Source organism: Mesorhizobium sp. M3A.F.Ca.ET.080.04.2.1 (genome assembly GCF_003952525.1).
In the GTDB taxonomy this organism is placed as follows: Bacteria; Pseudomonadota; Alphaproteobacteria; order Rhizobiales; family Rhizobiaceae; genus Mesorhizobium.
In genome coordinates, this window is record NZ_CP034451.1 from 3,497,001 (window position 1) to 3,523,066 (window position 26,066).

Genomic DNA, 26,066 nt, shown 5'->3' on the forward strand with positions numbered 1-26,066 from the left:
GGCCCCTCCTCGAAAGCAAAACGACCGGACAAGGAAGCATTTGATGCCGCATCTACTTCCTGTCGGTGACTGTTGCTTTGGGAGGATGAGCCTCTTCTTGAGAAAAGTCGATCGTCGAGTCAGCGCTTGCGGGCGAACCAGAAAGCGTCGGGCATGCGCGTCATGCCGATGCGTTCGTAGAAGCCGACGGCGTCGGGCATCGAGATCAGGCTTATGGCGACCGAAGGGCCGAGCTGGCGACGGGCCTCGTCCATCAGGCCCTTGCCGATGCCGAGCCCTTGCGCCGATTTGGAAACGGCAAGCTCGGAGATGTAGCAGACCCAGGAAAAATCGGTGACGGCGCGGGCAACCCCGATCAGCGGCTTGTCGTCGACTTCGAGGCGCGCCGTCAGCACCAGGTTGGCGTTGCCGAGCATCGCCTTCAGGCGGACTTCGTCGTCGACAGGCCGCGTCTCGCCGAGGCCGGATTCCACCAGCACGCGGCGGAACTCGGCGGCGTCGAGCGTGGGCTCGCAAGCATAGAGGATTCGGGAATGGTCGGTCATGCGGCCAGACTGCACCAGTCGGCCGCGATCATGAAGCCGTTTTTCGCCAGGCCATCCGATCCGCCATGGCGCAATGGTCCGCACGAACAGTTGCCTTTCATTTGCCGCCGGCTTTGTGTAAAGCGTGCGCCAAGTTCTCCCCGCAACGAAAGAAGACGGGCAAAAGCCATGGACAAATTCACCAAGCTCACCGGCGTCGCCGCGCCGATGCCGATCGTCAATGTCGACACCGACATGATCATCCCGAAGGATTATCTCAAGACGATCAAGCGCACCGGGCTTGGCACCGGCCTGTTTGCCGAGATGCGCTACAAGGACGACGGTTCGGAGAACCCGGATTTCGTGCTCAACAAGCCGGCCTACCGCAAGGCGCAGATCCTGGTCGCCGGCGACAATTTCGGCTGCGGCTCGAGCCGCGAGCATGCGCCCTGGGCGCTGCTCGATTTCGGCATTCGCTGCGTGATCTCGACCTCGTTCGCCGACATCTTCTACAACAACTGCTTCAAGAACGGCATCCTGCCGATCACCGTCAACCCGGAAGACCTCGACAAGCTGATGGACGATGCCTCGCGCGGATCGAACGCGACGCTGTCGATCGATCTCGAAGCCAAGGAGATCCGCGGCCCGGACGGCGGCGTGGTCAAGTTCGACCTCGACGACTTCAAGCGCCATTGCCTGCTCAACGGTCTCGACGACATCGGGCTGACCATGGAAAAGGCCGGCGCCATCGCCTCCTTCGAGAAGAGGAACGCCGAGCTGCGCCCCTGGGCCTAAGCGGCGGCAATCGAGATTCAGGTCCGGGTGGCGAAGCGCCGCCGCCGGGAGGTCTTTGGGTGACGGCTGAACGGAGGAACAGTCATGACACGCTCGCTTCTGGCCGGCGCCTGCGCGCTGGCGTGGCTGCTCATGCCGGCAGCCGGCGTGCATGCGCAGACCGACCCGGTGCTTGTGCCGGCTGGCGATGCGTCCGGCGGGGCCGCCGACCAGGGATCGGGCAGCGACGATGCGGCCGCCGATGAGGACAAGCAGGCCCCGATCCCCTTCGAGGGCGGCCAGTTCACCATCACGCAGGAAGAGCAGTATGGCGAGAAGGTCCTGGCCTTCGACGGCAAGCAACTGGCCAGCAACTACGATGTCTTCCTCGACAGAATCGCCGAGATCGGCGGCGTCAAGGTCGCCCTCTTCAACGTTGGCGACGGCGGCAACCAGTGCGGGCCGGCGAGCGTGATCGCCTGGAAGGCGCAAGACGGCGAGATCCAGACCACCACGGTCGAGCAGGACGAATGCGGCGCACCGCCGGCTGCCGTCTCCGCAAGCGCGATCTACTACGTGCCCTATCTTCTGCCCGGGGATTCCAAGCCGGCGCTGCAATGGTCGCCGAGGACGGGCCTGACGACCTCGGGCGAACTCACCTACACGCCTGAGCCGGGAACCGACTGGAAGGATGTCGATCCGTCCAAATACGACAACATCATCGACGCCTTCCACAACGAGGCCGTCTACAAGGCGGCCGAGGCGCTGCTCGGCAAGGACATGCCGGACATGGCGACCAGCCTGCTGGTCGGCGGCGGCACCGAAAAGACCGCGTCCGGCGCCTTCTATGCCACCGGCTGCGTGCCGCATGATTGCGGCGGCAGCGACGGCTTCCTGGCTGTCGACCCCGTCCAGCACAAGGTCTACTTCGCCCGCCGCGGCGACAATGGCGAGCCGCTGACCTGGCCCGACGTGAAGAGCTGGCCGGCCGATATCAAGAAGGCGTATGACGACGCGCAGGGGTCGGGGAATTAGGAATCGGCAGGGCGCGACTATCGCGGCTTCGTCATCCACGGGCGGAGCGAAGCGCAGCGGAGCGCAGACCCGAGGATCCATGCCGGGACCGTTGCCGCAGAGTGGGGCGTTGCAGATTCTGCACCGTTGCAACGCTTATAGTTCACGGCATGGATTCCAGGGTCTGCGCGCGTCGCTTCGCTCCTTGCGCCGCCCAGGAATGACGACCGGAGGAGTTTGCGGCCAATCTCTCACGTAGCCTGCTTGTCCTGACAACGGGTCCGCCCGGCTTGGCCCACGACGAGATCGCATTACTCTGCTAGACGGACGCGACCATCACAAGGAGGCCGCCTCCATGCGCAAGCTCATCTCGACCGGTTCGCCCTTCGAAAAGACCGCCGGCTATTCGCGCGCGGTGGTGCAGGGCGACTGGTGCTTCGTGTCCGGAACGACCGGCTACGACTATGCCACCATGACGATGCCGGAGACGGTCGAGGCGCAGGCGCGCAATTGCCTCGCCACCATCGCCAGGGCTTTGGCCGAGGGCGGCTTCGACATGGCCGATGTGGTGCGGGCGCATTACTACATCACCGACCAGGCCTATGTTGACGTGGTCTTTCCCATTCTTGGCGAGGTCTTCGGCGACATCCGTCCGGCTGCAACGATGATCGTCTGCCATCTCAACAAACCGGAAATGAAGATCGAGATCGAAGTGACGGCGCTCAAGCGCCCGCAGTGACGCGGTCGCCCAAAAGGCATTTGGGCAATGACTTGTGCAAAGCGAGGATCAGCCGATGGTGAAGGTCAAGCGCATCGTCGCTAACATCGCCACGCAAGACACCGCTGCGGCGAAGCATTTCTATCAGGATGTGCTCGGACTTGACGTGTTGATGGATCAAGGCTGGATCGTCACCTGTGGCTCGGCCGAGACGATGACCGTGCAGATAAGCTTTATGGCCGAGGGCGGGTCGGGTACGCCGGTACCCGATCTCTCGATCGAGGTCGATGACGTCGACGCAGCGTTCGAAGCCATGAAGCGTGCCGGCTTCCCTATCGAATACGGCCCCGCCGATGAGCCCTGGGGCGTGCGGCGCTTCTATGTGCGCGATCCGCTCGGCCGGCTGGTCAATATTCTCTCGCACCGGTGATGGTTGGCAGGCTTGCGCCGCAAGCGCTTGGCGTTTAGCAAGGCCGCGGTTCAAAACTCTCCCGGGACGGTTCTCCATGACTTCGAAAAATCTCTTCCTGCTCGCCGGCGACGGCATCGGCCCCGAGGCCATGTCCGAGGTGAAGAAGCTGATCGGGGCCATGAACGAAAAACTCGACAGCGGCTTCGCCACCGACGAGGGGCTGGTCGGCGGCTCGGCCTACGACGCGCATGGCGCGGCGATCTCCGATGCCGACATGGCAAAAGCGATGGCGGCGGACGCAGTGCTGTTCGGCGCCGTCGGCGGGCCGAAATGGGACAATGTGCCCTATGAGGTGCGCCCCGAGGCGGGGCTGCTGCGCCTGCGCAAGGACATGGAGCTGTTCGCCAATCTGCGGCCGGCCATCTGCTATCCGGCTTTGGCCGCGTCCTCCTCGCTCAAGCAGGAGGTGGTCGAGGGCCTCGACATATTGATCGTGCGCGAGCTCACCGGCGGCGTCTATTTCGGCGAGCCGAAGCAGATCATCGATCTCGGCAACGGCCAGAAGCGCGGCATCGACACGCAGGTCTACGACACGTTCGAGATCGAGCGCATCTCGGGCGTCGCCTTCGAGCTGGCGCGCACGCGCCGCAACCAGGTCACCTCGATGGAAAAGCGCAACGTCATGAAGTCGGGCGTGCTGTGGAACGAGGTCGTCAGCCAGACGCACAAGGCCAGGTACAGCGATGTCAAGCTCGACCACATGCTGGCCGATGCCGGCGGCATGCAGCTGGTGCGCTGGCCGAAGCAGTTCGACGTCATCGTCACCGACAATCTGTTCGGCGACATGCTGTCCGACATCGCCGCCATGCTCACCGGCTCGATCGGCATGCTGCCTTCGGCATCGCTCGGCGCACCGGACGTCAAGACCGGCAAGCGCAAGGCGCTCTATGAGCCAGTGCACGGTTCGGCGCCCGACATCGCCGGCAAGGGCATCGCCAACCCGATCGCGATGATTGCCTCCTTCGCCATGTGCCTGCGCTATTCCTTCGGCATGGTGGCGGAAGCCGACAAGCTCGAAGGCGCGATCGCCGCCGTGCTCGATGACGGGCTTCGTACCAAGGACATCATGTCCGAAGGCATGAAGGAAGTCGGCACGACGGAGATGGGCGACGCCATCATCGCCAAGTTCCTGGGTTAAGCCGCATCGAGCAGGCTTTCAGGCCGGGTCGGCTCCGGCTGGCATCGGCCCCCACCGGTTGTCCCCGAATTGAGAGGGAAGAAGCCCGAAGATGAGAATGGCCACCGCCCCGAATGCCGGAGTGTAGCAAAGCAAGGCAAGCCAGCCGGTCAGCCCGATGTCGTGCAGACGCCGCACGACGAGCGCGATCGACGGCAGGATTGCTACCAGCACGAAAAGCAGGGCAGGAATATACCCGATTGAGGTCCTTGGACCATCATCGAAACCGCTTATCGCCAGGTTGAGCAGGATGCCGAAACCGAACAGCGCGACGAGCACGGCGTAGAACCAGAGATGGAACGCCCAAAACTCCTTACGACGGGCTCGGCCGGTGAAATTGCGATAGTCGTCGCCCAGAGCTCGCAGGAAATAAGCCCACAGTCCCAGGGACTTGGCGGGGCGGATTTCAGTGGTTCGGCCGAGCTGCGGCTGCAGACTGCCGCTTGGTGATGGTACGACCGATCCTACGGCCACGATGTCGTGCGCAGTGCCATCGTCCGGCGAGAACTCGACCAGCATGCCTCTGGCGAGGGCTACATCGTTGGTCAGGTCGCTGCGGCCGAAGATGTAGCGTTTGCCGTCAACGCCGTTGATGTAGCCGTAGTCGTGATCCTTGTCGTAGTGAAACACAGTTCCGCGCATTGGCTCCCCCTGCATCGCGTCGCCGCAGACTATCTAAAGTTGTATAAAATTTCAATGCGCACGTATCGCGCTAGAATCTCACCCCGCCCGGCACCGGTCCCCACTTATTGTCGCCGGCCTGGGTCGGGATCAGCCCGAAGACCAGGGTGGCCAGTCCGCCGACATAGGGCAGGAAGCAGAGGATTGCGAGCCAGCCGGTCAGGCCGAGATCGTGCAGGCGGCGCACAAGCAGCGCGACCCACGGCAGGAACGTCAGCAGAATGTAGAGAACGACAAGGCCGATCATGACGATCGGCAGGTCGTCGCCCTGTTCGATGCCGCTTCCCAAATCCACGGAGAGGCCGACGCCGACAAGGACGGCGAGGCCGACCGTCCAGAACAGGCAAAAGCCCCAGAATTCCTTGCGCCGGGCACGACCGGCGAAGTTGACATAGTTCGTGGTCAGGCCACGCCAGAAATAGTCCCAGAGGCCGGTGGTCTGGATCGTTCCGTTGTCGGCGTTGCGGCCGAATGGCGTGGGCGCCGCAGGTGCGCTGCCCGGCATTGGACGCGCGGCCGCCACGGCCGGAGCGGCATTGTCTGTTTGGCCGGTAACGCGGGCGCGGACCGAATAGATATTGCTTGCCCGGTCGCCATTCGGCTGGAATTCGACTTCGGCGCCCCTGGTCAGCGCCATCTCGCGGCGCAAATCCTCGCGCGCGAAACTGTAGCGCTTGCCGTCGGCGCCGCTGATGAAGCCGAAGCCTTGCTGCTCGTCATAGTGCAGAACTTCGCCGCGCATCGCCCTGTCCCCGTTGCTGCGCCGTGCCCAGACTGTTCAAAGTCGCGGCGAATCGCAAGAGGCATGCGTGAGGTCGGCGGCGCTGGCAGGCTGTGCGGTCAGCCCGGCCGCTTCTTCGGATTCTTGTGCTTTGCCGGCTTGTCGAATTTCGGCCGATCGAGTTTTGATTTTTCGAATTTCGGTTTGCCGGACTTTTTCGCCCAGGGTTTTGAGTCCGCCGCGTCGGTCGGCCGCTGCTCGCCCGGCGCGCGCTTCTCGAATTTGGGCGTGCTCTGATCGAAAGCGCGCTTGCCGCGATGCGGCTTCTTCTCGGGCCGCGGCGGCTGGTAGCCGGCTCGCGACAGATCCGGCGTGCTGTCCAGCCGCTTCACGGCGATGCTGCCCTGCAATTTGCGGTCGGGGCCGATCGCGGCGAGGAAGCGGTCGGCCCAGTCGGCGGCGATCTGCACGAAGGTTTCCTCCGGCTGCATCTTGATGGCGCCGATCTCGCGTTTGGAGATGCTGCCGGTGCGGCACAGCATCGGGATCAGCCAACGCGGTTCGGCATTCTGCCGGCGGCCGACCGACAGCGAGAACCAGACACTGGCGCCGAATTCGTCGCGGCGGCCGGGTGCTTCGTCACGGCGTGTAAACTGCTCCTTTGACGGTGCAAAGGGCGCGACCTCGAGCAGATCCTCGGGTGCCGAGCGGCTGCCGCGGCAGAGCCGCACGAAGGCGGCGGCCACCAGTTCGGGGCCATGCCGCTCGAGCAGTGCGCCGGCGAAATCACGCTCCTCTTCCTTGACCGGCTCGCCGAAGGCCGGATCGGCGAGGATGCGCTCGTCGTCGCGCCGCAGCACCTCGTCGGCCGAGGGCGGGTTGCCCCAAGTCGCGGCCAGGCCGGCATTGTGCAGCAGCCGTTCGGTGCGGCGGCGGGCGTTGCCCGGCACGATCAGCGCGCTCACGCCTTTTCGTCCGGCACGTCCGGTGCGCCCGCTGCGGTGCAGCAGCGTCTCGGGATTGCTCGGCAGGTCGGCATGGATGACCAAGTCGAGATTGGGCAGATCGATGCCGCGCGCCGCAACGTCGGTGGCGATGCAGACCCTGGCGCGACCGTCGCGCATCGCCTGCAGCGCATGGCTGCGCTCGTTCTGGCTGAGCTCGCCCGAAAGCGCCACGACGGAGAAATTGCGGTTGTTGAAGCGCGCGGTGAGATGGTTGACGGCGGCGCGGGTGTTGCAAAACACCATCGCGTTGGTGGCCTCGTAATAGCGCAGCACGTTGATGATGGCGTTCTCGCGGTCGGCCGGCGCGACGGAGAGCGCCCGATACTCGATGTCGAGATGCTGCTTTTCCTCGCCCCCGGCCGAGATGCGCACGGCATCGCGCTGGTAGCTTTTCGCCAGCGTGGCGATGGAGCGCGGCACCGTGGCGGAAAACATCAGCGTGCGGCGCTCGGCGGGCGCGGCATCGAGGATGAATTCGAGGTCCTCGCGAAAGCCGAGATCGAGCATCTCGTCGGCCTCGTCGAGCACCACGGCCTTCAGCGCCGACATGTCGAGCGCGCCGCGGGTGATGTGGTCGCGCAGCCGGCCCGGCGTGCCGACGACGATATGGGCGCCGCGCTCCAGCGCGCGCCGCTCGCTGCGCATGTCCATGCCGCCGACGCAGGAGGCGACCGTTGCGCCGGTCAGCGCGTAAAGCCATTCCAATTCGCGCCGCACCTGCAGCGCCAGCTCCCGCGTCGGAGCCACCACCAGCCCCAGCGGCGCGCCGGCGTCGGCGAAGCGTTCGGCGCCGCCGAGCAGGCTCGGCGCCAGGGCAAGGCCGAAGGCCACCGTCTTGCCGGAACCGGTCTGGGCCGAGACCAGCGCATCGGCCGCGCCGAGCCCAGGGGCCAGCACCGCTTTCTGAACCGCTGTCAGTTCGTTATAGCCGCGGTTCTGCAGCGCCTCGGCAAGCGCAGGCACGATCGTTTCGAAACTGGACATCTTTGTCTTTCGGAATTCGGGTCTGCCTATCGGGCAGCACAAGCCGGCCAGCGCAGACACGCCAAAGGATATTTTGCGTGTTCGTACTTCCTGCGTCCGCCATTGTACAGCGCAAGCGGCACCGCCTCTTCTTCTCCCCGTGGGAGAAGGTGGCCGAGCCAAGCGCGGTCGATGAGGGGTGCTCCAGCTTGGCGATGACGGCGATCCGTCGCTCCACCCTCAACCGTCTCGGCGCCGATTGACTCTTTTACCAAACCGCGTAAAAGCCCGCTTCGAACGGGATCGTCCTCGATGCGCGGCCTTTTGATGGCTCTTCTTGCACTCGATGCCCCCAGCCTCAATGCGAACCATTGGGCCGGGCGCTTCGGCGCGTCCCCGCGTTCCAGCAAAACCACGGCCAAAACAACCACCACCAAAACGGTGTGATTCCCTTGGCCTAACCACCCTCTCCCGGGTTCGGCCCGGGGGACGGAACCCGCATAGGCCGGCGGGTTCTCTCCAACAACCAGCGGAGAGGGACAAGGAGATTTCGATGAGTTTCAAGGTTGCGGTAGTCGGCGCCACGGGCAATGTGGGCCGCGAAATGCTCAACATTCTGGAGGAGCGCGGCTTTCCGGTGAGCGAAGTGGTGGCGCTGGCCTCGCGGCGCAGCCAAGGCACCGAAGTGTCCTTCGGCGACCGCACGCTGAAGGTCAAGGCGCTCGACACCTACGATTTCTCCGACACCGACATCTGCGTCATGTCGGCCGGCGGCAACGTCTCCAAGGAATGGTCGCCCAAGATCGGCAAGCAGGGCTGCGTCGTCATCGATAATTCCTCGGCCTTCCGCTACGACGCGGACGTGCCGCTGATCGTTCCCGAAGTGAACCCGGATGCGATCGAACAATTCTCGCGCAAGAACATCATCGCCAATCCGAACTGCTCCACGGCGCAGCTCGTGGTAGCGCTGAAGCCGCTGCACGATGTCGCCACCATCAAGCGCGTGGTCGTGGCAACCTACCAGTCGGTCTCCGGCGCCGGCAAGGAAGGCATGGACGAGCTGTTCACCCAGACGCGCGCGGTCTTCGTCGCCGACCAGGTCGACATCAAGAAGTTCACCAAGCGGATCGCCTTCAACGTCATTCCGCACATCGACGTCTTCCTCGACGACGGCTTCACCAAGGAAGAGTGGAAGATGGTGGCCGAAACCAAGAAGATGCTCGACCCCAAGATCAAGCTGACGGCGACCTGCGTGCGCGTGCCGGTGTTCATCGGCCATTCGGAAGCCGTCAACATCGAGTTCGAGAAGCCGATCACGGCCGACGAAGCGCGGGAAATCCTTCGAGACGCTCCCGGCTGCCAGGTCTTGGACAAGCGCGAGAACGGCGGCTACATCACGCCGCTCGAATCGGCCGGCGAGGACGCTACCTTCATCTCGCGCATCCGCGAGGACTCGACCGTCGACAACGGCCTGTCGATGTGGGTCGTCTCCGACAACCTGCGCAAGGGCGCGGCGCTGAACGCGGTGCAGATCGCCGAGCTTCTGGTCGAGCGGGGGCTGATCCAGCCGAAGAAGAAGGCAGCCTGACGGCTGTTTACCCAACGCTCACGGGCTGTTCCGCCGCTGCCGCGGGCTTGTCGATCGGCGGCGATGTTGGAGCTGCCGATCTCCCCCCTCGTGGGGGAGGTCGGCCTTCGCATGCGCCTTCGCCAATCGCCAGCGCTGCAGAGAGCGCTGTCGGCGAAGCATCGGTTCTCCTCTACCAGTTTGCCAGTATCTCCATCGCCTCCTCGGCCCGATCGGCTGGGACGAACAGGTGGTCGTGGTGGAAAGCCGACACCGGATTGACACCCATGCCGGCTGCTGCCAGCCGTGCGGTGATGGCGGCGAGGAAGCCGACCGCCTCCAGCGAGGAATGGACGTCCAGCGTGATCATCCGGCAGCGGAACGTGCCGGCAAGACCTGCGGCTTTCGCCTCTGTCTCGGTTACGATCAGCGTCAAGCCTTCCGGTTCGCGAAAGCTCATGACCGGATTGAGCGCATCCGGCACGGCCGCGCCTGGTGCCAGCGTTGCGAAGAGGTGGACGTCCGGCAGCAGCTGCGGCGCCATCGACGCGAGCAGTTTTTGCAGATTGGTCTCGCCGGTCATTTTCTCTCCTTCGACGGTGACGCAAGCCTGGCGCGGAACCGGCAACTAAAACGGCGAGTCCTATATTCGAGCGACATCGCAATGTCGCGGGCGGCCGGACTTGCGCGGCTGGTGAATAGCACAATACACAAGATCAGGGCCGCCACTGTCCCGCGGGAGCAGGGCAGTGTTGCCGGAATTGGTTGAGGGTTTCGATGATCGTCCGTCCGCGTCCGGGATTCCTGCACCTGTTCTTCATCATGCGCGGCTCGGTGGTGCCGCGCATCCTGCCGCAGATCTTCGGCTTCGCCGCCTATGGCGCGCTGGTGGTGGTGATCGTGCGGGCGCTGAAGCTCGATTTCGGCAATGCCGGCACCGCGCCCTTCGCCCTGCTCGGCGTCGCGCTGTCGATCTATCTCGGCTTCCGCAACAACGCCGCCTATGACCGCTGGTGGGAAGCGCGAAAACTGTGGGGCCAGCTCGTCTTCGATATCCGCAATCTGGCGCGTGCCTCAACCGGCCTGATCGAAGAGCGCAGCGAGCTGCGCGCCCTGCTGATGGATGCGATCGCGTTCTGCCATTTCCTGCGCGGCCAGCTGCGGCGGGTAGACGCCTTGCCGGAGGCGCGGGGCTTCATTGGCGATGATGTCGAAGCTGTAGCGAAAGCGGTCAATGCCCCGGACGCCATGCTGCGCAGGATGGGTGCGCGAGTCGCGGCGCTGCGCAAGAGCGGCGCGATCGATACGATCGGCTACCGCATCCTCGACGAGCGGCTGTCGGAGATCGCCGCAGCGCAGGCCGGCTGCGAGCGCATCACCGGCACACCGCTGCCCTTCGCCTACACGCTGCTCCTGCAGCGCACGGCTTACGTCTTCTGCCTGCTGCTGCCGTTCGGACTGGCGTCGGCCGCCGGCTGGGCGACGCCCTTGTTCACGGCGCTGATCGCCTACACCTTCTTCGGCCTCGATGCGCTGTCGGAGGAGCTTGAGGACCCCTTCGGGACGCAGCCCAACGATCTTGCGCTGGACGGTCTTTGCCGTGTCTGCGAGATCTCCGTGTTCGAAGCGCTCGGCGAGACGCCGCCGGCGATGATCCCGGCCGACAAGTTCAATTTCTCCTGAGCCGGGCGGACGCTTGCCGCAGCCGTCCCGAAAAGAACAGCGCCGACTCCTGTAGGATCGCGACGCCGAGCGCCGTCCTTGGTTCGACACTGGCGAGCAGCCAGGGTTCGAACATCAGGAGACAACAGCAATGAGCATGACTGACGCCGCGCCTGTCTCGAACGGCGCGTTGTGGAGCGGGCGCGCCCTCAGCGCCGTCGTGATCCTGTTCATGATCTTCGACGGCGTCATCAAGCTGCCGCCGCTCGCCGTGGTCACCGAGACAATGACCGCGCTCGGCTGGCCGGCCGACGCAAGCATCGCCCGTCTCCTCGGCATCATCGGGCTGGTCTCGACCGCGCTTTACGCGCTTCCGCGCACCTCCGTGCTCGGCGCCATCCTGCTCACCGCCTATATGGGTGGCGCCATCTCCACGCATGTGCGCATCGGCAACCCGCTGTTTTCGCACACGCTGTTCGGCGTCTATCTCGATATCATGTTATGGGGCGGGCTCTATCTGCGCGACGCTAGGGTGCGCGCGCTGTTCCCGTTCAGTCGCTGAAGCGGGTCGCGGTGAAGAATTCGGCCCGCCCCGGAGCGGGGCACCGTCACCGTAGCCCGCGCGCGGAGCCGCCAATCTTCATTGTTCCAGGGATCAATTTAGCCGGTCGCGAGTTAATGACGTGGCGGCGAGGACGGCGATCCCCGTGAGAGAGGAACCAAAATGAAGAAAGTTATTACCATTCTGGTGCTGACGATGGCGCTCGGCGCCTGCTCGCAGACGGAAAAGGGTGCGGCTGTGGGTGGTCTGGGCGGTGCGGCCGTAGGCGCCGCAGTGGCAAATGATCCGGTGGAGGGCGCGGTGGTCGGCGGCGCCGTCGGCGCAGTGGCCGGCGCGCTGATCGGAAGGGCCAGCGAACCCGATCGCTGCCGCTACCGCGACCGTTACGGGCGCGTCTACATAGCGCGCTGCCCGCAGGGTTACTGAGGCATTGCATTAGGTTCGAAAGAAAAGAACGGCGGGTTCATGCCCGCCGTTCTCGTAAGCGAAACCGACGCCGAATTTACTCGGCGGTAGCAGCTTCCGCTTCGGCCGGCGCGGCGCTCGCCGCAGCGACGGCAGCAGCGGCATCTTCCTGTGCCTTCTTCAGCAGGGCGGCGCGTTCCTGCGCCTTCTTGCCTGGCAGGGCCTTTTGCGGGTTCGAGCGGGCCGAACGCTTGGCAATGCCGGCTTCGTCGAGGAAGCGGAGGACGCGGTCGGTGGGCTGAGCGCCGTGCGAGAGCCAGTGCTTAACGCGGTCGGCGTCGACCTTGACGCGCTCGCCGTCCTTCGGCAGCAGCGGGTTCCAGGAGCCGAGCGCCTCGATGAAGCGGCCGTCGCGCGGCGAACGGGCGTCGGCGACGACGACATGGTAGTAGGGACGCTTCTTCGAGCCCGCACGGGCCAGTCTGATCTTCAGTGCCATTCTCTTTCTCCTAAAAGCTCTGATTTCGTTGATCGGTTGAGGCTGGTCATTTGTGCATGTCGTATCCCAAAATCGCTCGGCACTTTTGGGCGACATGCATTGATCAGCCGGCTTTCGTCACGCCGTTGTTGGCGGCGATCTGTTCGTGATGACGGATGACTTCGCGGACCACGAAGTTGAGGAACTTCTCCGCGAAATCTGGATCGAGATGCGCATCCTTCGCCAGTTGGCGAAGGCGGGCGATCTGCTGCTGCTCGCGCGCCGGGTCGGCGGGCGGCAAGCCATGCTCGGCCTTCAGCACGCCGACCGCCTTGGTGCAGCGGAAGCGTTCGGCCAGCATATGGATGAGGGCCGCGTCGATGTTGTCGATCGAAGCGCGGTAGCCCGCCAGGATGGCGCGTGCGTCGGCCATATCCTTGTCCTCGTTCATCGCCGTCTCACTTCTTCTTGCCCATCATTTCTTCTTTCCAAGGCCAGGCAGCCCGCCGCCGCCCAGGCCGGGAAGGCCGGGCAACTTCATGCCGCCAGGCAGGCCGGGCAGCCCGCCGCCGCCGGGCAGGCCGCCCGGCAGGCCCTTGCCGAGACCGGCGGCCTGGGCCTGCTTCTGCAGCGCCTCGAGCTGCTTGGGATCCATCTTCGACAGGTCGGGCATGCCACCGCCCATTAAGCCGCCCGGGCCGCCAGGCATCATGCCGCCAAGCCCCATCTTCGAGGCAAGGCCGCCCATCATGCCGCGCATCAGGCCGCCGCCTTTGCCCTTGCCGCCCATCGCCTTCATCATGTCGGCCATGCCGCGATGCATCTTCAAGAGCTTATTGATCTCGGCAGCATCGGTGCCGGATCCGGCGGCGATGCGCTTCTTGCGCGAATGCTTGAGAAGATCCGGGTTGGCGCGCTCGGCCTTGGTCATCGAGGAGATGATGGCGAGCTGGCGACGAAACATCTTGTCGTCGAAACCAGCGGCGGCAAGCTGATCCTTCATCTTGCCCATGCCGGGCATCATGCCCATGATGCCGCCCATGCCGCCCATTTTCGACATCTGCTGAAGCTGCGCGGCAAGGTCGTTCAGATCGAACTTGCCCGACTGCATCTTTTTCGCCATCGCAGCCGCCTGTTCGGCGTCGATGGTTTCGGCGGCCTTCTCGACCAGCGAGACGATGTCGCCCATGCCGAGGATGCGGTCGGCGATGCGCTTGGGGTGGAATTCCTCGAGCCCGTCCATCTTCTCGCCGGTGCCGATCAGCTTGATCGGCTTGCCGGTGACGGCGCGCATCGAAAGTGCGGCGCCGCCGCGGCCGTCGCCATCCATGCGGGTGAGCACCAGGCCGGTGATGCCGACGCGCTCGTCGAAGCTCTTGGCCAGGTTGACGGCGTCCTGGCCGGTCAGCGAGTCGGCAACCAGCAGGATCTCGTGCGGCGACGACACCTTCTTGATGTCGGCCATCTCGATCATCAGCGGCTCGTCGATATGCGTGCGGCCGGCGGTGTCGAGGATGACGACGTCATGCCCGCCAAGCTTTGCCGCCTGCACGGCGCGGCGGGCGATGTCGACCGGACTCTGGCCGGCGATGATCGGCAGTGTGGCGACCTTGGTCTGCTCGCCGAGCTGGCGCAGCTGCTCCTGCGCGGCCGGACGCCGCGTGTCGAGCGAAGCCATCAAGACCTTCTTGTTCTGACGCTCGGTCAGCCGCTTGGCGATCTTGGCCGAGGTCGTCGTCTTGCCGGAGCCCTGCAGGCCGACCATCATGACGACGACCGGCGCCGGTGCGTTGAGATCGACGGCTACGCCTTCGGCGCCGAGCATGTCGACCAGCTCGTCATGGACGATCTTGACGACCATCTGTCCGGGCTTGATCGACTTCAGCACAGCGGCGCCGACCGCCTTCTCGCGCACCTTGTCGGTGAAGGAACGCACCACCTCCAGCGCCACGTCGGCCTCGAGCAGCGCCCGGCGCACTTCGCGCAACGCCGCCGAGACATCGGCCTCGGACAGCGCGCCGCGGCCGGTCAGGCCGTTCAGGATGGAGCCAAGGCGCTCTTGCAGGGATTCAAACATTCGACTTCCTTTTCTCTGGCACCTGCGGATGCCGGAGAGGTAATGCGTTCGCGTCAAGTCGCCAAACAAAGCCAAAGCCAAAAAGCACCCGGGGGCGCATTGCGCTGCCGGGTGTTGGCCTCCAGGATCGGTTTACAGCACTTGCCTCAAACGAGGGCTCGGCGTCCTGGTCGGCTTCGCGAAGGGAAACTCGTCGCGGAATTCGTGGGGTGTAGACAGGAAATCGGGCTCAGAGTCAAGGCAGACGCCGCTTCGGGGCCAAAGGCCGCGATCCCGAGCGGCTAAGGACAGCCGATCGGCCGTTCAAATCCTACGGCGCGACCTTCAGCGGCGAACGGCGGTGGAGAAGCAGCAGCATCGTCAGCAGGGTGCTGGCGATACCGATCGCGGCGATGAGCACGGCGTCCCATGTCGTCCAGCCCGGACCCTCGAGCGGCTTGGCGTTGAGCAGGGCGAAGGAATTGTAGCTCTGCTGATGCGAGATCAGCAGGAAGCCGGTCAGGTTGTTGCCGAGATGGGCGCCGAAGGCGGCGCCTAGATTGCCGGTCCTGTAGACCAGCAGGGTCAGAAGCAGGGCGAAGGCGGCGATGGAGACCAGCACGCAGGCATTGATGGCCAGCGTCGAGGCCGTGCTCCAGTGCAGCGCGGTGAACAGAAGCACCGGCAGCGTCGCCCAGATCAGCGGGCTGCCAAACCTGCTGGCGAACCCGCGCAGAAGATAGCCGCGAAACAGCACCTCCTCGGAGGAGGTCTGCAGAAAGGCAAGCAGCAGGATCGGGACGAGGAAGAGTAGCCATGACGCGAGCGGGATCGGGCCGCGGTCGATGTCCGGCTGCAGGCCGTAAAGCAGGATCTCCGAAATCAGCGAGGTGATCAGGACCGCGATCAGGCCTTTGACAAAACCGTCCCACGACACGCGCCGGGTGGTGCCGATCAGGGCCGAGAGCGGCTCGCCATGGACGAAACGCATCGCCACCCACAAGCCGATCCAGATGCCGGCAAACGACAGCAGCGCGGTGAGAATTCCGACCGGCGAGGCGAGGAAGTCCTGCACATGCTGCCCGGTCGACGGGCCAAGATGCCAGACGACAAAGGCATAGGTGCCGGCAAAGAGCACGAGCACCGTCATGGCCATCCAGAAGGCGACCACGATCGCGGTTCCGAGAAGAAGCCGCGGGATAGTGGTCTTTCGGTTGGGCGAGCGCCGGTAACTCTCGAAGGCGGCACTGTGGATGGTCATGTGGGTCCCCGGCCGAACGCTTTCGGCTGTATGATGTAGGAGGACGGCGGTTACCGCGCGATTACCGTAGCGTGGGTCGTGGCTGAATTGGCTGCTTCGAGCGCACAATGCGGCGCCGACACCCGACGCGATCAATGTTCCAGCCAGCCTCCGGCCGTGGCGCTTCGGCCAATTCGCGAACGTATGCCGCGACGACAAGCCGCTTCCAGCACGCAAGCAAACGGCCGCCATGGCTAGCGGCCGTTTGTGGTGTGAGTCTCGCAATCAGCGCATCACATAGACGATGCGCCGCGTGCCCGGATCGACCAGCGCCGGCTGGTTGTTCACATAGACATAGCGGTAGTTGTAGTCCGGGATTTCGCGCAACTCGACCGATTCGGGCAGGGTCGCCCCGGTCACCACCTCGCCTTCGAGATAGACGGGATCGACCCGGTGCGTGGTCACGTAGGTGCCGACCGCGGCCGGCGGCCTGGCGATCGGATCGATCGGCTCGCCCGCAACGATCGCTGCGGTATAATTGTCCGTATAGATATCGTCGGCTGGCGGCTGGACGATGGCGATGTTTGCTTCGGCCGGCCGGCGCGTCAGCACGACGCGGTTGCCGCCGAACTCGCCCGTCACATAGTCCGAATAGACCCAGCCGTTGCCGCCCGCCTCGGCGATGGTGCACCATTTGCTGTTTTGGATGCAGCCGGTGAGCGTTGCCGACTGGCCAGCCGCCAACACGCCAATGACGGGATATTGCGGGCCGGGACCGGCGCGCACATTGAGATCGGTCACCGCCGAGACAGGGGTATCGGCCAGGGCAGCGCCCGACAGGGCGAGCAGCGCACCGGCAACCGCCGGAAACAGAACGCTTTTCATGGTTTCTCTCCGTTTTTCAACGCTCCCTCGGGCTCGGAAACGAAACCAGGCCTTATGCGTTCCGGCTAAAGTGCTGCCGCCTCCTCACGAATTGTTCCATGGTCTTGCTGCAGACCGCTCAAAAGAGCGTGAACGAAGGCGAGTTTTCGCGCCGTCATATCCGAGATCACGAAGGGGTAGAGGTCGGGCAGGCCCATGCAGCGGTTGATCGAATTGGAGGCCTCCGACAACACGAGCCAGCGGGCAAGGATCTTTTCGAACGACTCCGGCGGCGGATCGGGATCCGCAGGCGCCGGCTGCAAATGCCCGCCCGTATCGCCCCGCGGCAGCGCGTCGGCGTCCACCGTCTCCAGCCGCCCGAGCGGGAAATTCAGCGCATGCACCATCTCCAGCGTGTCGGTGATGTGCAGGTAATGCGCCCAGGTCTCGGCCCAGTCCTCCCAGGGATGCGACGTCGCATAGGCCGAGATGTGGTGCTGCTGCCAGTCCGGCGGCGCACCGCCGGCGTAATAGGCCTTCAGCGCCTGCTCGTAATCGGCCTGCTCGTTGCCGAACAGGGCGCGGAAGGCCGCAAGCCGTTGCGGATCGTCGCGGATCAGCCGGTCCCAGTAATAATGCCCGAGTTCGTGACGGAAATGGCCGAGCAAGGTCCGGTAGTTCTCGCCCATCTCGACGCGCCGCCTCTCTCGCTCGGCGGAATCGGCCTCGGCGACATTGAGCGTGATCAGGCCGTTGTCGTGGCCGGTGAGGATGCGCTCACCGCCCGGCCCGCCGCCGATCGGGTCGGCGAGGAAGTCGAAGGCAAGCCCAGCCTCGTCCGAAGGGTCGGCCTTCGCGACAACCGGCAGGCCACAGGCAAGCAGCGAATAGACGGCGCGCTTCTTCGCCGCCTCGACGCGTATCCAGCGCCGGCGATTGCCGTCCACCGACAGGTCCGGGATCAGTTGGTTGAGCGCGCAAGCGCGGCAGAAGGCCCGGTCCGGCTCGGCGCGCCAGTTGCAGGCGCATTCGTCGGCATTGCCGCAGGGCAAGACGCCGCCGGCGCCGGAGAGCACGAAGCGCGCCTGCTCAGGGTCATAGAGCACCAGGCTGGCGCAGTTCAGGCATTGGGCGTTCTCGAAATAGAGCCGGTGGCCGCAATTTGGGCAGTCGAACAGCTTCATCTGTCATCGACCCGTGGGAAGGGAATGGGAGCTGGGCTTGGCCCAAACGCCTGTCGAGGCGCTGCGTTCCAACGCTATCTCGCCGCAAGCTGGGCGCCCCCGGGCGCCACATCTTTCACAAAACCGAGGGCCCGCCATAATAATTACTTGATCGTGGGCAAATTCCCCGGCATTCGCCGGTGCAACCGCGGGGGCGGTGACAATCGGCCGCTTCGCTGGCAAATTCGCAACCGGGACGTGATTCAGGCAAACCAGGAGAAAAGCATGGCATTTCTTGCCAAGGGAAAGGTTTTTGTGGCCGCGACGCTCGCGGTCTTTGCAATGGTGACGGGCGCCGAGGCAGCAGGCAGCTGCGGCAAGAACGGTGCCGGCTTCGAGGCCTGGAAGCAAGAGTTTGCCGCTGAGGCCAAGGCAGAGGGTGTGGGCCAGAGGGGCCTGTCCGCATTGGCCGGCGCGACCTACGCGACACGGACGATCGCCGCCGACCGCGCCATTCACAAGGCTTTCAGCGGCTCGGTGGAAGAGTTCATGAAGCGCCGCGGCGGGGCCGCGATCATCTCCAAGGGCCGCGCACTGAAGAAGGCGAACGCGGCGCTGTTCGACCGGATCGAGCAGACCTACGGCGTACCGCCGGGCGTGTTGCTCGCCATCTGGGGCATGGAGACGGGCTTCGGTGCGTCCATGGGCAACCAGAACACTGTCTCGGCCATTCTGACGCTGGCCTATGATTGCCGCCGCCCGGACTATTTCTACCCGCATGCCATTGCAGCGCTGCAGCTGGTCGACCGCGGGGCGCTGACCTCGGCGTCAGTCGGCGCCATGCATGGCGAGATCGGCCACACGCAGTTCCTGCCCGGCAACGTCCTGAAATACGGCGTCGGCAGCGGGAATCTGCGCGACAAGAACACGGCCCTGGCTTCCACCGCCAATTTCCTCAAGGGTCATGGCTGGCAGGCGGGCGCGAGCTATCAGGCAAACATGGGCGCCATTGCCGGCTGGAATTCGGCAAGTGTCTACCAGCAGGCCATCGCCCGTATCGCCGAAGCGATCGACGGCGAGTGACGGGCTCTTTCTGCTTTTGACCTAAATTGGCTGCGCTGGAGATTTGCGAAGGCCGAGGTGACGGCCAATCTCCCCCCTTGCGGGGGAGATGTCCGGCAGGACAGAGGGGGGTGCTGTCCCGCCAGCCTGTTTAGCAAATCGTCGCCGGATATTAATGCCGCGTTCGGTTGCAAATTGTGGGGGTCGGCGATCCTTCCCACCCCCCTCTGCCCTGCCGGGCATCTCCCCCGCAAGGGGGGAGATCGGCAGCTTCACTGGCGGTTCCGTGCCGCGAGCGTCCTGAGCCGCAGCGCGTTGAGGCGGATGAAGCCGGCGGCATCCTTCTGGTCGTAGGCGCCGCGGTCGTCCTCGAAGGTGACCAGCGCGTCCGAATAGAGCGTCTTTTTCGACTTGCGGCCGGTGACCATGACGTTGCCCTTGTAGAGCTTCAGCCGCACCGTGCCTTCGACGTCTTCCTGGCTCTTGTCGATCATCGCCTGCAGCATCACGCGCTCGGGCGAGAACCAGAAGCCGTTGTAGATGAGTTCCGCATAGCGAGGCATGAACTCGTCCTTGAGATGCGCGGCGCCGCGGTCGAGCGTGATCGATTCGATGGCGCGGTGGGCGGCGATCAGGATGGTGCCGCCGGGGGTCTCGTAGACGCCGCGCGACTTCATGCCGACGAAGCGGTTCTCGACGAGGTCGAGGCGGCCGATGCCGTTGTCGCGGCCGAGGTCGTTCAGCGCCGCCAGCATGGTGGCCGGCGACAGCTTCTTGCCGTTGAGCGCGATCGGATCGCCCTTCAGGAATTCGATCTCGATCTCGGTGACGGCGTCCGGCGCGTCCATCGGCGAGACGGTGCGCTGGTGGACGAATTCCGGCGGCTCGCTCCACGGGTCCTCCAGCACCTTGCCCTCGGAGGAGGAGTGCAGAAGGTTGGCATCGACCGAGAAGGGCGCCTCGCCCTGCTTGTCCTTGGGCACCGGGATCTGGTGCTGCTCGGCGAAATTGATGAGATCGGTGCGCGACTTGAACGACCAGTCGCGCCACGGCGCGATGACCTTGATGTCGGGATTGAGCGCGTAAGCCGAAAGCTCGAAGCGGACCTGATCGTTGCCCTTGCCGGTGGCGCCGTGGGCAATGGCGTCGGCGCCGGTCTCCCTGGCGATCTCGACCAGATGCTTGGAGATCAGCGGCCTGGCGATGGAGGTGCCGAGCAGATAGGTGCCTTCATAGACGGCATTGGCGCGAAACATCGGAAAGACGAAGTCGGCGACGAACTCCTCGCGCACGTCGACGATGCGAATGTCCTTGATGCCCATCAGCTCGGCCTTGCGGCGCGCCGGCTCGAGCTCGCCGCCCTGGCCGAGGTCGGCGGTAAAGGTGACGACTTCGGCACCGAGCTCGGTCTGCAGCCATTTCAGGATGATCGAGGTGTCGAGGCCGCCGGAATAGGCGAGCACGACTTTCTTCACGTCTTTGGTCTTGGACATTTTGGCGGTTCCGGCAAAGGTTTCGCGGGCGAGGTATCACGGCCCTTCCAGGCCGCGCAAGAGACGAACCGGGCCCGCCTTGTCGCATATGCTGGACCAGAGACGGCGCCGGTCAGCCGCTGGCGTGGATGAGACAGCCGTATTATAGCCATGAGATCACTCGCAGGATCGATATTCATGTCCTTCGTTCCCGACACCACGACGCTGATCCAGTTCGCCATCGCGACGGTGATCCTGGCGATCACGCCGGGACCGGACATGACGCTGTTCGTGTCGCGCACGCTGAGCCAGGGCCGCGCCACCGGCTTCGCCTCGATGGCCGGGGCGCTCACCGGCACGCTGATCCACACCACGCTGGTGGTGGTCGGCATCTCGGCACTGATCGTCGCCTCGCCGATGGCGTTCTTCGTGCTGAAGGTCTTCGGCGCCGGCTATCTCGTCTTCCTGGCCTGGCAGGCGGTGACGAAGGGCTCGGCCTTCTCGCCGGAAAAGAAGGAGGGGCCACGGATCTCGCTGTTCCGCAGCTGGGCGGCCGGGCTCGGCGTCAATTTGCTGAACCCGAAGATCATCCTGTTCTTCATGACGTTCCTGCCGCAGTTCGTCTCCGTGGACGATCCGCATGCGCCCGGCAAGCTGTTCTTCCTCGGCCTCATGTTCATCGTGCTGTCGATCCCGGTGACGGCGCCGATGGTGCTGGCGGCGGAGAAGTTTTCGGCGGCGATGAAGGCCAGCCCGCGCGTCACCCGCGCGGTCGACTATCTGTTCGGCGGCGTGTTCTCGGCCTTCGCGCTCAAGATCCTGACGGCGCAGGCGAAGTAGGCGGTTAGGACTCCGGACTGAGCAGCGGTTCGCGGCGCCAGCGGCCGGCCGAGCGGCCGGCGGACAGCCAGTAGAAGATGCCACCAACCATGCCGCTGCCGATCACGGCGAGCCCGGCTCTGGTTTCGGTGACTTCGAAATTGGCAGCGGCGATGTGATAGACGAAGCCGAGGAAGACGAGCGCGATGACGGCGCCACCCAGCGCGTAGAACAGCCAGTCGCGCCGCCCGAGCACTTCGGCGATGAGGATGACGGCGGCGGCCGGGATGAAGGCGAAATAAGCCACGAACAGGGCCACGAACGGCACCGAGAAATAGAGCGAGGCGGTGGCCGCCGGCTCCGGATGCTGCGGCGTGTAGCCGAGATGGGCCAGGAACAGCACGTCGAGGAAGGCGCTGGCCGCCAGCGAAGCGACGATATAGCCGATCAGGATGACGGCGAAGCGGACGAGATAGGTGATGAGGCGCCTCACGCCTCGCCGTGTCCCGCGATCATCATCGCCTCCAGCGCCAGCCGATCGACCTTGCGCATGCGTTCGGACTCCGACTTCAGCTGGCCGCAGGCGGCGAGGATGTCGCGGCCGCGCGGCGTGCGGATCGGCGAGGCGTAGCCGGCATTGTTTATGTAGTCGGCGAACTTCTCGATCGTCTCCCAGTCCGAGCACTGGTAGTTGGTGCCGGGCCAGGGATTGAACGGGATCAAATTGATCTTGGCCGGAATGCCCTTCAAGAGCTTCACCAGCGCCTTGGCGTCCTCGAGCGAATCGTTGACGTCCTTCAGCATCACATATTCGAAGGTGATGCGCCGGGCGTTCGAAAGGCCCGGATAAGCACGGCAGGCGGCGATCAGCTCCTTCAGCGGGAACTTCTTGTTGATCGGCACCAGAAGGTCGCGCAGGTCGTCATTGGTGGCGTGCAGCGAGATCGCCAGCATGACGCCGATCTCCTCGCCGGTGCGGGCGATCTCCGGCACCACGCCGGAGGTCGACAGCGTGATGCGGCGCTTCGACAGCGACAGCCCGTCACCGTCGGAAGCGATCAGCAGCGCCTTCTTCACCGCCTCGAAATTATAGAGCGGTTCGCCCATGCCCATCATGACGATGTTGGAGACTTTCCTGCCCTCGGCCGGAACGATGGCGCCGTCCGGCGTGTCGCGGTCGGGGAAGTCGCCCAGCCGGTCGCGCGCGGTGAGCAGCTGCGCCAGGATTTCTTCCGTCGTCAGGTTGCGCACCAGCTTCTGCGTGCCGGTGTGGCAGAAGGAGCAGGTCAGCGTGCAGCCGACCTGCGAGGAGATGCAGAGCGTGCCGCGTCCTTCCTCGGGGATGTAGACGGTCTCGATCTCGACCGGGCGGCCGGCGCCGCGCGGCGGAAAGCGGAACAGCCATTTGCGGGTGCCGTCGGAAGAAATCTGCTCCTCGACGATCTCGGGCCGGGCGACGGTGAAGTGCTTGTCGAGCTCGGCGCGCAGATCCTTGGAGATGTTGAACATATGGACGAAGTCGGAAACGCCGCGCACATACATCCAATGCCAGAGCTGCTGGGCACGCATTTTCGCCTGGCGCTCCGGCACGATGCCGGCTTCGACAAGGGCGGCGCCAAGCTCGGCGCGGGTCAGGCCGATCAGCGAAGGCTTCTCGGTCGCCGTGGCGCGGGCGCGCAAGGCGTCGCGTGCGCCTTCGGCGGTCAGGTCAAACGAAAGGGTCATGGTTGCGCCAATATAAGCGGTTTGCGGCCGATTTCAGCATCGTGCCCGAAATGAAGCGCGCCGCATAGCACAGCTCGGCGGCAGAGTCATGCGTCGGTGCCGACGCGGTCGCAAGCCCCGGTACTGCGCAAGCAACCGCCGCACCGGAGCTACTTTGCAGTTGAAATCGCGATGACAATCGGATGATCACTGAGCAAGAGCTCGAGCGAGGTTGCGTTGTTCCGTGTCTGGATAAGATCGACGCCAATGGTCGGGTCGTAGACGCTCAGGGAAGCGCCCGTGACACCAAAGTCCACTGTCACTTGATCTTGGCCGTTCAACCGTTCGTCCCATACGATCAATTGGAATGTCCCATCACTGTGCTGGAGCAGAAGATCGTGAACCGTCGGAGGCTGGTCCACGATCGTGTAGTCCAACTGTCCGGGCGCAGCGACGGTGCCCTTGTCAGCCAGTATGGTCGTCATGTTGTGAAGGTAGGTCGCGGCCTTGCGGGGCGAATAATCGGGCTTGAAGAAACCGAACGACTGGTTGCCGGCCTCATCGGTGCGGTCCCTCAGCAGGTAGACTGACGTGTATGCATAGCCGCGCTTAAACTGCGCGAAATACAGATTCAGCAAGTTCAAGCCCTGCAGCTCTTCCGTCACGCGGCCCGAGATGTTGGCGCCGGTTTCGGTCGTGACGCGGGGCAGTGTTTCAAGTTGTTCTTGAGTGTAGCCCCGAAACCACTTCGACCATGTCAGGCCGAAGTTGCCGAACAAACCGTCGACCCGCGATGCATAGGTGGGGTCGGTGGCATCCCACGCCTTGTTGTCCGCCGGATCGGGCGAATGCGGATGATAGAGATAATTGTGTACATTCGCATATTCCGCATATTTGGTGCCATCTGGCATCAAGGTTCCGGCGCCCGGAGGGATTGCCAGAAACTGCAGGCCGACATTGTCTTGCTGCGCGCCCGGTTCAGAGATCGACCAAACGGGATATTTCGCAAGCGCCGGATCCGCTTTGATCGCATGATATAGGTCACGCTGCAGCTTCGCGACGGCCATCCAGGAGAACTCGCCGCCGCCCTTTTCGCCTTGATACTCAACGGACCAGTTGTTTGGCTCGTTGTTGCCTTCAAAGGCAAGCAGCGCGCCATTGTCGGCCAGTATCTTGCCGGTTTCGACCAGCTTCTTTACGTCGGTCCCGCCACTCACCAGTCCCCAGCTGAGGCGGGCGCCAGTTTGCCGATGCAGTTCCAGAAAGGTCCGCATGGTTGTGGGACCATTGTCAGTTAATCCCTCTATTCCCGCCCTCACCCATCGAAAGCCGCAGTAGCGGATCATCTCGATGGTCTTGGCCAAGGGCTGGCCCCTGTCCGGAAACGAGGTAACGACGCCGATGCTGTTGAGAAAATCGGTAGTCGGAATGGCCGTTCTTTGCCCAGCAAGGGAATCCTGGGGCCAGACAGTCAGCATCATTGCAATCGCGAGGCACCCGCCGATGGTAGAGCTAACGGTTTGACGAGCGATGGCCGGACGAACGTCCTTGCGGCGATCAGCCCCGTGCTGCCTCATGACAATTCCCGATAGCGGGTCAGACCAATGCGTCGGTGTCGAGTCCGGGCTTGGAGGCCCGGCCTAATCGTCAGATATGGCTCCTGCCTATTTGCACTTGGCAATCGAGGACAGCGCGGCCGAGATGCCCTTGAGCGAGAAGACATAAGAAGTGGGGTTGCCGCGACCCGACTTCGCCGAGACCTTCATGTCGGTGCCGGTCTTCATGGCGGCGATCAGCACCGGCTCTTCCGCCGCGTTCTCAACCCAGGCCGACTTGCCGCGGGTGAACATCGAGAACGACTTCTTGTCGATGGTGACGGTGGCCTTGGAGCCTTCCTGGAAATTGTAGCCGGCAATGAACTGCGGCTCGTAGGAGACCTGCTGCCCTGGGCGCTGGCTGACGAAGAAGAACATGTCGCCATGGTCGAGCGTCGGCGGCTGCTTGTCGGTCGGCACGGTCAGCACATAGCAGACCTTGCCGCCCTGCGACTGGTAGCTGTAGGTGCCCCAGGCATTGTGCTGGCCGATCTTGGTCGCCTGTTGTGCCAGCGCCGGCGCCGCGAAGGCGGCCGCCAGGACCAGGCTGTAAACTGTAGCAATCAATCCGCGCATTGTTCTTCCCGTATTCCGACTGGTGCGGAGGCGGGCCGCGTGGCGTCCTGCCGTCGCTTCATTTTGATTTAATCAGGGTTACCAAACGGTGAATTTTCCTCAAGAAAAGGAGATCACCCCCGGAAACCGCCACCATCCGCGCCAACGCCGGAAAGGCGGCAGGCGCGACGTCCCGGCGCGAACTTGGAGGCCACGAAAACGGCAAGAGTTTGTCTTTTCGCGCAGGCGGCCCGCGGTCTCGTTGCAACCGCTCCGACGTCAGCTCTTGTCGGCCAGCGCATCCCTGGCCGCCTGCCTGTGCGCGGGCGTGATATGGGCGCTGACGGCGGTAATCGCGGCCGTCAGCACGGCGAGATCGTCGGTGAAGCCGAGGCCGAGGACGAAGTCGGGGATGAAATCCACCGGCAGCACGAAATAGCCCAGTGCGGCAAGCAGCATGCCCTTGGCGCGCAGCGGCGTGTCCTTGTCCATGGCGCAGTAATAGGCGGCAACCACCTCATCCATGAACGGGATCTGGCGGGCCGCTTTCTTGGCGGTACGCCAGAACTTCTCGCGCACCTCGCCCTCGCCGGCGAGCTTGTCGCCGAAGCCGAAGAAATCAGAACCGGATTCCTGCGCCATTCGTTTCTCCTTGGCCCGCGCGTGTCTTTGCACGACGGCCCGCCGGGACTGATGTGGTGAAAGCGTTGCAGCGCTACAAGAGTTCGAAGGGGGCTGGCTGGGAAAATCGATGGGAATGTTGGCCGAGGCCGCCCTCCCATCGTCATCCACGGGCGAAGCGACGCGGCGC

Annotated in this window: 29 protein-coding genes; 11 read left to right on the forward strand and 18 right to left on the reverse strand. The window is 64.2% G+C overall.

The features are described 5' to 3' along the window. Positions 1 to 119 precede the first annotated feature (119 nt). Both EJ074_RS16710 and EJ074_RS29720 read right to left on the reverse strand, forming a co-directional pair. Positions 120 to 545: a GNAT family N-acetyltransferase gene (locus tag EJ074_RS16710; RefSeq protein WP_095805369.1), complete on the reverse strand. Its 426-nt coding sequence runs from the start codon at positions 543 to 545 to the stop codon at positions 120 to 122. Continuing rightward, positions 542 to 715 (reverse strand): hypothetical protein, encoded by a 174-nt coding sequence (locus EJ074_RS29720; protein WP_165349953.1) that lies wholly within the window; start codon positions 713 to 715, stop codon positions 542 to 544. Before EJ074_RS29720 ends, EJ074_RS16710 begins: the two co-directional genes overlap by 4 nt. On the opposite strand from EJ074_RS29720, the gene leuD reads away from it, so the two are divergent. The 5 genes from leuD to leuB all read left to right on the forward strand — a co-directional run bounded on the left by leuD (position 714) and on the right by leuB (position 4,640). Beyond that, the gene (gene leuD, locus EJ074_RS16715; RefSeq protein ID WP_095805370.1) at positions 714 to 1,319 is read left to right on the forward strand and encodes a 3-isopropylmalate dehydratase small subunit; all 606 of its coding nucleotides are present in this window, start codon (positions 714 to 716) and stop codon (positions 1,317 to 1,319) included. The two genes, EJ074_RS29720 and leuD, sit on opposite strands and share 2 nt — an antisense overlap. Positions 1,320 to 1,403: 84 nt before the next feature. After that, positions 1,404 to 2,333 carry a hypothetical protein gene (locus EJ074_RS16720; protein WP_095805371.1) on the forward strand — a complete coding sequence of 310 codons (930 nt, stop codon included), beginning with the start codon at positions 1,404 to 1,406 and terminating at the stop codon, positions 2,331 to 2,333. A 334-nt stretch (positions 2,334 to 2,667) separates the two neighbouring features. Continuing rightward, positions 2,668 to 3,051 carry a RidA family protein gene (locus EJ074_RS16725; protein WP_129553616.1) on the forward strand — a complete coding sequence of 128 codons (384 nt, stop codon included), beginning with the start codon at positions 2,668 to 2,670 and terminating at the stop codon, positions 3,049 to 3,051. A gap of 58 nt (positions 3,052 to 3,109) precedes the next feature. Then, the gene (locus EJ074_RS16730; protein WP_095805467.1) at positions 3,110 to 3,460 is read left to right on the forward strand and encodes a VOC family protein; all 351 of its coding nucleotides are present in this window, start codon (positions 3,110 to 3,112) and stop codon (positions 3,458 to 3,460) included. A gap of 76 nt (positions 3,461 to 3,536) precedes the next feature. After that, positions 3,537 to 4,640, forward strand: coding sequence for a 3-isopropylmalate dehydrogenase (gene leuB, locus EJ074_RS16735; RefSeq protein ID WP_095805373.1), 1,104 nt, complete (start codon positions 3,537 to 3,539; stop codon positions 4,638 to 4,640). An 18-nt stretch (positions 4,641 to 4,658) separates the two neighbouring features. On the opposite strand, the gene EJ074_RS16740 is transcribed toward leuB, so the two are convergent. The 3 genes from EJ074_RS16740 to EJ074_RS16750 form a co-directional block, all read right to left on the reverse strand. Next, positions 4,659 to 5,321, reverse strand: coding sequence for a DUF805 domain-containing protein (locus tag EJ074_RS16740; protein WP_095805374.1), 663 nt, complete (start codon positions 5,319 to 5,321; stop codon positions 4,659 to 4,661). Between the two features lie 70 nt (positions 5,322 to 5,391). Then, the gene (locus EJ074_RS16745; protein WP_095805375.1) at positions 5,392 to 6,102 is read right to left on the reverse strand and encodes a DUF805 domain-containing protein; all 711 of its coding nucleotides are present in this window, start codon (positions 6,100 to 6,102) and stop codon (positions 5,392 to 5,394) included. Positions 6,103 to 6,200: 98 nt separating this feature from the next. Beyond that, positions 6,201 to 8,072, reverse strand: coding sequence for a DEAD/DEAH box helicase (locus tag EJ074_RS16750; RefSeq protein ID WP_095805376.1), 1,872 nt, complete (start codon positions 8,070 to 8,072; stop codon positions 6,201 to 6,203). A 532-nt stretch (positions 8,073 to 8,604) separates the two neighbouring features. Between EJ074_RS16750 and EJ074_RS16755 the strand changes: the two genes are divergently transcribed. Continuing rightward, complete coding sequence (locus EJ074_RS16755; protein WP_095805377.1) at positions 8,605 to 9,639, forward strand: aspartate-semialdehyde dehydrogenase; 1,035 nt, start codon at positions 8,605 to 8,607, stop codon at positions 9,637 to 9,639. 172 nt (positions 9,640 to 9,811) lie between these two features. Here EJ074_RS16755 and EJ074_RS16760 read toward each other — a convergent pair whose 3' ends face one another. After that, a complete protein-coding gene (locus tag EJ074_RS16760; RefSeq protein ID WP_095805468.1) occupies positions 9,812 to 10,201 on the reverse strand; it encodes an ACT domain-containing protein in 390 nt (129 codons plus the stop codon). 194 nt (positions 10,202 to 10,395) lie between these two features. On the opposite strand from EJ074_RS16760, the gene EJ074_RS16765 reads away from it, so the two are divergent. The 3 genes from EJ074_RS16765 to EJ074_RS16775 all read left to right on the forward strand — a co-directional run bounded on the left by EJ074_RS16765 (position 10,396) and on the right by EJ074_RS16775 (position 12,268). Beyond that, complete coding sequence (locus EJ074_RS16765) at positions 10,396 to 11,301, forward strand: bestrophin family ion channel (protein WP_095805378.1); 906 nt, start codon at positions 10,396 to 10,398, stop codon at positions 11,299 to 11,301. Positions 11,302 to 11,431: 130 nt separating this feature from the next. Next, positions 11,432 to 11,842 carry a DoxX family protein gene (locus EJ074_RS16770; RefSeq protein ID WP_095805379.1) on the forward strand — a complete coding sequence of 137 codons (411 nt, stop codon included), beginning with the start codon at positions 11,432 to 11,434 and terminating at the stop codon, positions 11,840 to 11,842. Between the two features lie 162 nt (positions 11,843 to 12,004). Beyond that, positions 12,005 to 12,268, forward strand: a complete 264-nt coding sequence (locus EJ074_RS16775; protein WP_095805380.1) for a glycine zipper domain-containing protein — start codon at positions 12,005 to 12,007, stop codon at positions 12,266 to 12,268. 76 nt (positions 12,269 to 12,344) lie between these two features. Here the strand turns inward: EJ074_RS16775 and rpsP are convergent, their stop codons facing one another. The 6 genes from rpsP to EJ074_RS16805 all read right to left on the reverse strand — a co-directional run bounded on the left by rpsP (position 12,345) and on the right by EJ074_RS16805 (position 18,069). Beyond that, entirely contained in the window at positions 12,345 to 12,746 is a 402-nt protein-coding gene (rpsP, locus tag EJ074_RS16780) for a 30S ribosomal protein S16 (RefSeq protein WP_095805381.1), read from the reverse strand. 103 nt (positions 12,747 to 12,849) lie between these two features. After that, positions 12,850 to 13,176: a chorismate mutase gene (locus EJ074_RS16785; protein ID WP_095805382.1), complete on the reverse strand. Its 327-nt coding sequence runs from the start codon at positions 13,174 to 13,176 to the stop codon at positions 12,850 to 12,852. A gap of 24 nt (positions 13,177 to 13,200) precedes the next feature. After that, positions 13,201 to 14,802, reverse strand: a complete 1,602-nt coding sequence (gene ffh, locus EJ074_RS16790; protein ID WP_095805383.1) for a signal recognition particle protein — start codon at positions 14,800 to 14,802, stop codon at positions 13,201 to 13,203. Positions 14,803 to 15,112: 310 nt separating this feature from the next. Then, a complete protein-coding gene (locus tag EJ074_RS16795; RefSeq protein WP_095805384.1) occupies positions 15,113 to 16,042 on the reverse strand; it encodes a CPBP family intramembrane glutamic endopeptidase in 930 nt (309 codons plus the stop codon). Positions 16,043 to 16,306: 264 nt separating this feature from the next. Continuing rightward, entirely contained in the window at positions 16,307 to 16,906 is a 600-nt protein-coding gene (locus EJ074_RS16800; protein WP_095805385.1) for a DUF1236 domain-containing protein, read from the reverse strand. A gap of 65 nt (positions 16,907 to 16,971) precedes the next feature. Next, positions 16,972 to 18,069 (reverse strand): putative zinc-binding metallopeptidase, encoded by a 1,098-nt coding sequence (locus EJ074_RS16805; RefSeq protein ID WP_095805386.1) that lies wholly within the window; start codon positions 18,067 to 18,069, stop codon positions 16,972 to 16,974. A gap of 264 nt (positions 18,070 to 18,333) precedes the next feature. On the opposite strand from EJ074_RS16805, the gene EJ074_RS16810 reads away from it, so the two are divergent. Next, positions 18,334 to 19,131, forward strand: a complete 798-nt coding sequence (locus EJ074_RS16810; RefSeq protein ID WP_129553617.1) for a lytic transglycosylase domain-containing protein — start codon at positions 18,334 to 18,336, stop codon at positions 19,129 to 19,131. Between the two features lie 251 nt (positions 19,132 to 19,382). Here EJ074_RS16810 and EJ074_RS16820 read toward each other — a convergent pair whose 3' ends face one another. Next, positions 19,383 to 20,603 (reverse strand): argininosuccinate synthase, encoded by a 1,221-nt coding sequence (locus EJ074_RS16820; protein ID WP_095805388.1) that lies wholly within the window; start codon positions 20,601 to 20,603, stop codon positions 19,383 to 19,385. Between the two features lie 177 nt (positions 20,604 to 20,780). Here EJ074_RS16820 and EJ074_RS16825 point away from each other — a divergent pair, with 177 nt between their 5' ends. Next, complete coding sequence (locus tag EJ074_RS16825; protein ID WP_095805389.1) at positions 20,781 to 21,422, forward strand: LysE family translocator; 642 nt, start codon at positions 20,781 to 20,783, stop codon at positions 21,420 to 21,422. 4 nt (positions 21,423 to 21,426) lie between these two features. Here the strand turns inward: EJ074_RS16825 and EJ074_RS16830 are convergent, their stop codons facing one another. From EJ074_RS16830 to EJ074_RS16850, 5 genes are all read right to left on the reverse strand, one after another. After that, positions 21,427 to 21,894, reverse strand: coding sequence for a hypothetical protein (locus EJ074_RS16830; RefSeq protein ID WP_129553618.1), 468 nt, complete (start codon positions 21,892 to 21,894; stop codon positions 21,427 to 21,429). Beyond that, on the reverse strand, positions 21,891 to 23,126 hold the full coding sequence (gene rlmN / locus EJ074_RS16835; protein ID WP_095805391.1) for a 23S rRNA (adenine(2503)-C(2))-methyltransferase RlmN: 1,236 nt from the start codon (positions 23,124 to 23,126) through the stop codon (positions 21,891 to 21,893). Before rlmN ends, EJ074_RS16830 begins: the two co-directional genes overlap by 4 nt. Before the next feature lie 149 nt (positions 23,127 to 23,275). Beyond that, positions 23,276 to 24,682 carry a glycosyl hydrolase gene (locus tag EJ074_RS16840; protein WP_245420310.1) on the reverse strand — a complete coding sequence of 469 codons (1,407 nt, stop codon included), beginning with the start codon at positions 24,680 to 24,682 and terminating at the stop codon, positions 23,276 to 23,278. An 87-nt stretch (positions 24,683 to 24,769) separates the two neighbouring features. Then, complete coding sequence (locus tag EJ074_RS16845; protein ID WP_095805392.1) at positions 24,770 to 25,276, reverse strand: invasion associated locus B family protein; 507 nt, start codon at positions 25,274 to 25,276, stop codon at positions 24,770 to 24,772. Positions 25,277 to 25,534: 258 nt separating this feature from the next. Further along, a complete protein-coding gene (locus EJ074_RS16850) occupies positions 25,535 to 25,897 on the reverse strand; it encodes a YkvA family protein (protein ID WP_095805393.1) in 363 nt (120 codons plus the stop codon). Between the last annotated feature and the right edge of the window lie 169 nt (positions 25,898 to 26,066).